General features: G+C 71.9%; 8 protein-coding genes. 4 read left to right on the top strand and 4 right to left on the bottom strand.

What is annotated here, in order from left to right; genetic code table 11:
• Positions 1 to 121 precede the first annotated feature (121 nt).
• The 3 genes from Q0112_RS05380 to Q0112_RS05370 all read right to left on the bottom strand — a co-directional run bounded on the left by Q0112_RS05380 (position 122) and on the right by Q0112_RS05370 (position 2443).
• The gene (locus Q0112_RS05380; protein ID WP_297972476.1) at positions 122 to 784 is read right to left on the bottom strand and encodes a phospholipid-binding protein MlaC; all 663 of its coding nucleotides are present in this window, start codon (positions 782 to 784) and stop codon (positions 122 to 124) included.
• The gene (locus Q0112_RS05375) at positions 771 to 1496 is read right to left on the bottom strand and encodes a VacJ family lipoprotein (protein ID WP_297972473.1); all 726 of its coding nucleotides are present in this window, start codon (positions 1494 to 1496) and stop codon (positions 771 to 773) included. The genes Q0112_RS05380 and Q0112_RS05375 overlap by 14 nt, the downstream gene beginning before the upstream one ends.
• 71 nt (positions 1497 to 1567) lie before the next feature.
• Complete coding sequence (locus Q0112_RS05370; protein WP_297972471.1) at positions 1568 to 2443, bottom strand: MBL fold metallo-hydrolase; 876 nt, start codon at positions 2441 to 2443, stop codon at positions 1568 to 1570.
• Between the two features lie 115 nt (positions 2444 to 2558).
• Between Q0112_RS05370 and Q0112_RS05365 the strand changes: the two genes are divergently transcribed.
• Genes Q0112_RS05365 through Q0112_RS05350 form a run of 4 tightly spaced genes read left to right on the top strand, consistent with a single transcriptional unit; the run spans position 2559 to position 5254 of the window.
• A complete protein-coding gene (locus Q0112_RS05365) occupies positions 2559 to 3023 on the top strand; it encodes a RidA family protein (protein ID WP_297972468.1) in 465 nt (154 codons plus the stop codon).
• Positions 3004 to 3780: a glycerophosphodiester phosphodiesterase family protein gene (locus tag Q0112_RS05360; protein WP_297972465.1), complete on the top strand. Its 777-nt coding sequence runs from the start codon at positions 3004 to 3006 to the stop codon at positions 3778 to 3780. Before Q0112_RS05365 ends, Q0112_RS05360 begins: the two co-directional genes overlap by 20 nt.
• Positions 3777 to 4022 carry a hypothetical protein gene (locus Q0112_RS05355; protein WP_297972463.1) on the top strand — a complete coding sequence of 82 codons (246 nt, stop codon included), beginning with the start codon at positions 3777 to 3779 and terminating at the stop codon, positions 4020 to 4022. Before Q0112_RS05360 ends, Q0112_RS05355 begins: the two co-directional genes overlap by 4 nt.
• A gap of 47 nt (positions 4023 to 4069) precedes the next feature.
• A complete protein-coding gene (locus tag Q0112_RS05350; protein ID WP_297972461.1) occupies positions 4070 to 5254 on the top strand; it encodes a GNAT family N-acetyltransferase in 1185 nt (394 codons plus the stop codon).
• 150 nt (positions 5255 to 5404) lie between these two features.
• Here Q0112_RS05350 and secA read toward each other — a convergent pair.
• The coding region (gene secA / locus Q0112_RS05345; protein ID WP_297972458.1) for a preprotein translocase subunit SecA at positions 5405 to 7477 on the bottom strand (2073 nt) is incomplete at its 5' end.

Below are 7477 nucleotides of genomic sequence, written 5' to 3'. Positions count from 1 at the left end.
AGGGCAGCGCCCGACCCGGCGGGCGAGAAGCGCCCGCCTGGGGCGGGGCGGGCGCTGCCCGAGGCCAAGGCCTCGGGCGGGACGCGTGGGGAGGGCGCGCCTGGAACGCGGAGTCGCCCCTCTATCCCGTCGCCCGGAGCTGGGCGATGAGGCCGTCGATACTGCCGCGCTGGGCCTCGAGCATGGCGCCGACCTGCGCCCGCTCGCTGGCGAGCATCGAGACGCCCTCGATGATGAGGTTCACGACCCGGGTGCTGCCGCTGCGGTCGCTGATCTGCCAGTCGACCGCGATCGACTCCTGGCCCGGCCGCACCACCCGCGTCGTGACGAGGACGCCGGCCTTGCCGCCGTCGCGGGCGCCGGTGATCTCGATCCGCGCGTTGCGGTACTCGCGGAACTGCTTGCCGTAGCGGCGGGAGAGATAGTGCTGGAAGGCGGCGACGAAGGCCTGCTTCTGCGCCTGGGTCGCGCCGCGCCAGGGCGGCCCGAGCACGCTGGCCGAGACCGCCGGCATGTCGGCGTAGCGCGCGAGCAGGCTCTCGAAGCCGGCGTAGACCTGCCCCTCGCCGCGGCCGGAGTTGACGATCTGGGTCAGCTCGCCGGAGAGCTTGCCGACCAGCGCCTCGGCCTGTGCGGTCGAGGCGGCCGAAGCCGGGCGGCCCAGGGTGACGGCGAGGCCGAGGGCGGCGAGGCCGAGGAGGAAGCTGCGGCGCGGGACGGATGGGGAGGGGGCGGCCCTTCCTTTGCCGGTCGCGCGATCGGAAATCGTGTCACTGATCGGCATAGATGTCCTCCAGCTCGTCGATGTCGGTGCCGCCGGCGAGCCGCGCCTGCTTGTTCTGCAGGTAGGCGATGCGCTGGGCGCTGTAGCTGTCGGCGGATTCGTGCAGCAGCGCCTCGACCACCGGGTCGAGCTCGTAGCGGTCGTTGACGATGTCGAGCCCGCCGAGCGCGAGGAGCGCGTTCGAGGCCGCCACCGGCAGCACGTACCAGGTCGGGTCGAGCAGCTGGTCGAAGGCATAGCCGGTCCAGTCGCGCTCGGTGCCCGGCCCGCCGACCGGCAGCTCGAGATAGCCGCCCTCGGGGATCCCCCAGCTGTGGAAGACCTCGTCGAAGCCGGTCTCCTCGTAGGGCAGCCCCATCTCGGCCGCGATGTCGAGGAGGCCGCCGAGGCCGAGCAGCGTGTTGACCGCGAAGCGGGTCGTCGACTTCGCCGCCGCGGTGCCGCGGCCCTGCAGGCCGTACTGGATGACCTGGCCGGGGAGGCGCCAGTTGTCGCGCAGGTTCGCCGCCTTGTGCCGGACGTCCTGCGGCACCGTCGTGCCGTAGGCGCGCGCGACCGGGCCGAAGGCGGCGGCATCCAGCTCGCGGTTGAAGGCATGCGCCTGGCGGTTGAACGGCTCGTTCGGGTCGTAGGCGAGGGTGTCGCCGCCCGGCGCCCGGCTGCAGGCGGCGACGGCCGCCACAAGCCCGATCAGGATCGCGAGTTTCCGCAACGGCCGTTCCTCCCGAGCCGCCTGCTTAGCGGGCTTCGGTAAAGGATTCCACCCGCGGGGCGGGTAAACGGTCAGTCCTTGCGCCCGATGACGTTGACCGGGACCTTGAGGTAGCGGGTGCCGTTGTCCTCGGGCGGCGGCAGGTTGCCGGCGCGCATGTTGACCTGGATCGAGGGGATGAGGAGCTTCGGCGTGCCGAGGGTGGCGTCGCGCGCCTCGCGCAGGCGGACGAACTCGTCCTCGGAGATGCCATCCCTGACCTGCGGGTTCTGCTCGCGCTCCGCGCCGACGGTGGTGCGCCAGGCGAACTCCTCGCGGCCGGGGGCGCCGTAGTCGTGGCACATCCAGAGCACGGTCTGCGGGTGATGGGCGAGGATGCGGCGGATCGAGCGGTACATGGTGCGCGCGTCGCCGCCGGGGAAGTCGCAGCGCGCCGTGCCGTAGTCGGGCATGAAGAGGGTGTCGCCGACGAAGATGTTGTCGCCGATCCGGTAGGAGCCGCAGGCCGGGGTGTGGCCGGGGGTGGCGAGATATTCGCCCTCGAGGCTGCCGATGGCGAAGGTCTCGCCGTCCTCGAACAGATGGTCGAACTGCGAGCCGTCGCGGGCGAAGCCGCGCTCGGCGTTGTAGATGACGGCGAAGGTGTGCTGGACGGTGGTGATCCGCGCGCCGATGGCGATGCGCCCGCCGAGGGTGTCGCGCAGGTAGGGCGCGGCCGAGAGGTGGTCGGCGTGGACATGGGTCTCGAGGATCCACTCGAGGGTCCGCCCGCGGCCGCGGATGTGGGCGATGATCCCGTCGACATGCGCCGTGCCGGTGCGAGCGGCGTCGGGGTCGTAGTCGAGCACGCTGTCGATGACCGCGCAGGCTGCGGTCTCCGGGTCCTCGACGACGTAGGAGACGGTGTTGGTCGGGCGGTGGAAGAAGCCGGTGATCTCGGGCTGCATGGGAGTCCTCCGGGCGCCTCCGCATCATCCCGCCGGCCGGCGCCCCGATCAACCCCCCTCGCCGCCGCGGGGCAAAGCGTCTAGGCTCCGCGCGAAACGGCCGAAGGAGTGCCCCATGCCCTCGAAGATCGACGCCCGCCTCGCCGAGCTCGGCATCACCCTCGTCGACCCGCCGGCGCCGGAGGCGAACTACGTCCCCTTCGTGGTCTCGGGCAGCATGGTCTACGTCTCGGGCCAGGTCAGCCGCGGGCCGGACGGGGTCATCACCGGCAAGCTCGGGGCCGGGACGAGCGTCGAGGCGGGGGCGGCCGCGGCGGCGACCTGCGCGCACCAGCTGCTCGCCCGGCTGCGCACCGCCTGCGGCGGCGATCTCGACCGGGTGCGGCGGGTGGTGAAGCTGACCGGCTTCGTGAACTCCGCCCCCGATTTCACCCAGCAGCCGCAGGTGATGAACGGCTGCTCGGATGTCCTCGTCGCCGTGCTCGGCGAGGCGGGGCGGCACGCGCGCTCGGCGGTCGGGATGGCGGCGCTGCCGCTCGGGGCGGTGATCGAGGTGGAAGGTGTCTTCGAGATCGCCTGAGCTGCCGCGCGCCTTCCTCGGCGTCCCCCTCGCCCACCGCGGGCTGCACGACCGCGCGAAGGGCGTGGCCGAGAACAGCCGCGGCGCCTTCGCCGCGGCGATCGCCGCCGGCTACGGCATCGAGATGGACATCCAGCGGAGCGCCGACGGCGAGGCGGTGGTCTTCCACGACGACGAGATGCCGCGGCTGACCGGGTTGCCGGGGCTGGTGCGCGACTATGCCGCCGCCCAGCTCGCCGCGACGCCGCTGCTCGTCGGGGGCGAGACGGTGCCGACGCTCGCCGAGGTGCTGGCGCTCGTCGCCGGGCGGGCGCCGCTCCTCATCGAGGTCAAGGACCAGGACGGCGCGCTCGGGCCGGACGTCGGGCCGCTCGAGGCGCGGGTGGCCGAGCTGCTCGCCGGCTATGACGGCGCGGTGGCGCTCATGTCCTTCAACCCGCATTCGGTGGCGGCGCTGGCGGAGCGGGCGCCGGGGCGGCCGCGCGGCCTCACCACCTGTGCCTTCGACGGCGGCGACTGGGTGCTGCCCGACTACCGGCTGGCCGAGCTCGCCGCCCTCGCCGACGCGGAGCGCCTGGGCGTGGCCTTCATCTCGCACGACCACCGCGACCTCGCCAACCCGGCGGTCGCCCGGCTGAAGGCCGAGGGCCTGCCCGTCCTCACCTGGACGGTCCGCAGCCCGGCCGAGGAGGCCGCCGCCCGCACGGTCGCCGATAATATCACCTTCGAGGGGTACCGGCCGCCGCTCCCGTCATGAGCCGCGGCCTCCTCGCCGGGGGCGCGCTCGCGCTCCTCCTCCTCCTCGCCGCCGGCCCCCTCCTCGGCACGCTCCGCATCTTCGTCCTCGCGCCGCGCCTCGGGCCCGACGCCGCCCTCGCCCTGGAGCTGCCGGTGATGCTCGCCATCGCCTGGGTCGCGACCTCACGGCGGCGTGAGCCGAGACAGCTGGAACAATTCGGAACCGCGGCCGGTCGCCGCCGGCGCGGCCAGGCCCATTGACGCCATCGCTTTCCCCGCCATCTCTGAGGCGAACCCGCGGAGGCCGGATGGACGGAGGGGCAAGCATCGAGATCACGGTTCTGGGCGGCCTCGGCGAGATCGCCCCGGCCGAGTGGGACGCCTGCGCCGGCGACGGCGGCGTCCGGCCCGTCGACCCGTTCACCACCCACCGCTTCCTCTCCGCGCTCGAGGCCTCGGGTTCGGTCGGGCGGGGCAGCGGCTGGATGCCGCGGCATCTCGTCGCCCGCGCCGAGGGGCTGCCGATCGCGGTGATGCCGCTCTACGCCAAGAGCCACAGCCAGGGCGAATACATCTTCGACCACAACTGGGCGCACGCCTGGGAGCGGGCCGGCGGGCGCTACTATCCCAAGCTGCAGTCGGCGGTGCCCTTCACGCCGGCCACCGGGCGGCGCTTCCTGACCCGGCCGGGGTTCGAGGCCGAGGGGCGCGCGGCGCTGCTGCAGGGGGCGCTGACGCTGGCCGAGCGCACGAAGGTCTCCGGCTGGCACATGACCTTCTGCACCGAGGCCGAACGCGCGTGGGGGGAGGCGGCGGGGCTCCTCGCCCGCACCACGCAGCAGTTCCACTGGCAGAACCGCGGCTATGCCGACTTCGGGGACTTCCTCGCCGACCTCTCCTCGCGCAAGCGCAAGGCGATCCGTAAGGAGCGCGAGCGGGCGCACGCCTTCGGCGGTGACATCGTGCGGCTGACCGGCGCCGCCATCGAGCCGGCGCACTGGGACGCCTTCTGGCGCTTCTACCAGGACACCGGCAGCCGCAAGTGGGGGCATCCGTACCTCACGCGCACCTTCTTCGACCGGGTGCAGGAGACGATGCGCGACGACGCGCTGCTGGTGCTGGCCCGCCGCGGCGGCAGGTGGGTGGCGGGGGCGCTCAACTTCATCGGCCGCGACGCGCTCTACGGCCGCTACTGGGGCTGCGTCGAGGACCACCCCTGCCTGCATTTCGAGCTCTGCTACTATCAGGCGATCGACTGGGCGATCGCGCACCGCCTCGCGCGGGTCGAGGCCGGGGCCCAGGGGGAGCACAAGCTGGCGCGGGGCTACGTCCCGACGCCCATCCACTCGCTGCACTGGATCGCCGACGCAGGCTTCGCCCGCGCCGTCGCGCAGTATCTCGAGGCCGAGGCGCGAGCGGTCGACGAGGAGATCGAGGTCCTCACCGCCTACGGCCCCTTCCGCCGCGCGCCTGCGGGCACGCAAGCGGACTGACGCGAGGCGGCCCTCCGCAACACGGTTAACCTTGATGAAGGAAGAATGAACGCTTTCAGAATATACGAGCGCGTTCAATAACTTGCACGCTGTCGCACGCGTGCGACAAGGTCTGTACGGACGAGCGGCGACCGAGAGGTCGCGCCGCCGCTACACCCGGCCGTGGCAGTGCTTGTACTTCTTGCCGGAGCCGCAGGGGCAGGGATCGTTGCGGCCGCTCTGGCCCCAGGTGCCGGGATCGCCCGGATCGACGCCGGCGGCGAGCGCCGGGCCGGCGCCGGCCATGGCCGGGATGCGGGCCGGCTCGGCCGGCTGGGCGGGCGCGGGGCGCGCGGCGGCGAGCTGCGCCGCCTGGGCGCGGGCCTGCGCCTCCAGCATCGCCTGCTGCTCCTCCTGCGTCAGCACCTGGACGTGGGCGAGCATCCGGCTCACCTCGATCCGCAGCCGGTTGAGCAGCCCCTCGAAGAGCTGGAAGCCCTCGGTCTTGTACTCGTTGAGCGGATCGCGCTGGGCATAGCCGCGGAAGCCGACGACGCCGCGGAGATGATCGAGGGTGACGAGGTGCTCGCGCCAGTTGGTGTCGATGGTCTGCAACAGCACCTGCTTCTCGATGGCGCGCATCGTCTCCGCGCCGTAGCGGGCGGACTTGTCGGCCATCTGCGCGTCGGTCGCCGCCAGCAGCCGCTCGCGGATGTCGGCGTCGTCGACGCCCTCCTCCTCGGCCCAGGCGGCGATCGGCAGATCGACCCCGAAGACGTGGCGCACCTGCGCGGCCAGTCCGTCGATGTCCCACTGGTCGGCATAGGCCTTGGCCGGGACGTGCTCGCTCACCAGATCCTCGACGACCTGGTGGCGCATGTCGGTGACGACGTCGGAGAGATCGTTCGACTCCATGATCTCGCGGCGCTGGGCGAAGATCACCTTGCGCTGGTCGTTCATCACGTCGTCGTACTTGAGCAGGTTCTTGCGGATGTCGAAGTTGCGCGCCTCGACCTTGCCCTGCGCCTTCTCCAGCGCCTTGTTGACCCAGGGGTGGACGATCGCCTCCCCCTCCTTCATCCCGAGCCGCCCGAGCATCGAGTCGAGCCGGTCGGAGCCGAAGATCCGCATCAGGTCGTCCTCGAGGCTGAGGTAGAAGTTCGTCCGCCCCGGGTCGCCCTGGCGGCCGGACCGGCCGCGCAGCTGGTTGTCGATGCGCCGGCTCTCGTGCCGCTCGGTGGCGAGGACGTAGAGCCCGCCGAGCGCGCGCACCTTCTCGCGAGCGTCGGCGATCTCCGCCTCGATGCGCGCGCGCACCGCGGCGGGATCGACCTGGCGCTCCTCGGCCGCGGCGGCCTCGAGCTCCTTGGCGACGCGCATGTCGATGTTGCCGCCGAGCTGGATGTCGGTGCCGCGGCCGGCCATGTTGGTCGCGATGGTGACCGCGCCCTCGACGCCCGCCTCGGCGACGATCTCGGCCTCCTGCTCGTGGTAGCGCGCGTTCAGCACGTTGTGCGGCACCCTGGCCTTCTTCAGCATCTCCGAGAGCGCCTCGGACTTCTCGATCGAGGTGGTGCCGACGAGCATCGGCTGGCCGGCCTCGTGGGCGCGCTTGATCTCGGCGACGATGGCCTCGTGCTTCTCGCGGGCGGTGCGGAAGACCTGGTCGTCGTTGTCGGCGCGGATCACCGGCATGTTGGTCGGCACCTCGACCACGCCGAGCTTGTAGATCTCGAAGAACTCGTCCGCCTCGGTCGCGGCGGTGCCGGTCATGCCGGCGAGCTTCTCGTAGAGGCGGAAGTAGTTCTGGAAGGTGACGGAGGCGAGCGTCACGTTCTCCGGCCGGATCGCCACGTCCTCCTTCGCCTCGATCGCCTGGTGCAGGCCCTCCGAGAGCCGCCGGCCGGTCATCATCCGGCCGGTGAACTCGTCGATCAGCATGATCTCGCCGTTCCGGACGATATAGTCCTTGTCCCGGTGGAAGAGGACGTGCGCCCTGAGTGCCTGGTTCACGTGGTGGACGATGTTGGTGCTCTCGGGGTCGTAGAGCGTGGCGTCGTGCGGCAGGAGCTCCATCTCGCGCAGCCGCCGCTCGGCGAACTCGTTGCCCTCCTCGGTCAGGGTGACGGTGCGCTGCTTCTCGTCGAGCTCGTAATGCTCGGACGTCAGCTTCGGGATCAGCTTGTCGACCTTGATGTAGAGCTCGGAGCGGTCCTGGCTCGGGCCGGAGATGATGAGCGGCGT

The sequence above is a fragment of the uncultured Amaricoccus sp. genome, from assembly GCF_937858865.1.
GTDB lineage: Bacteria > Pseudomonadota > Alphaproteobacteria > Rhodobacterales > Rhodobacteraceae > Amaricoccus.
This window is presented reverse-complemented; position numbering and strand designations above follow the sequence as displayed.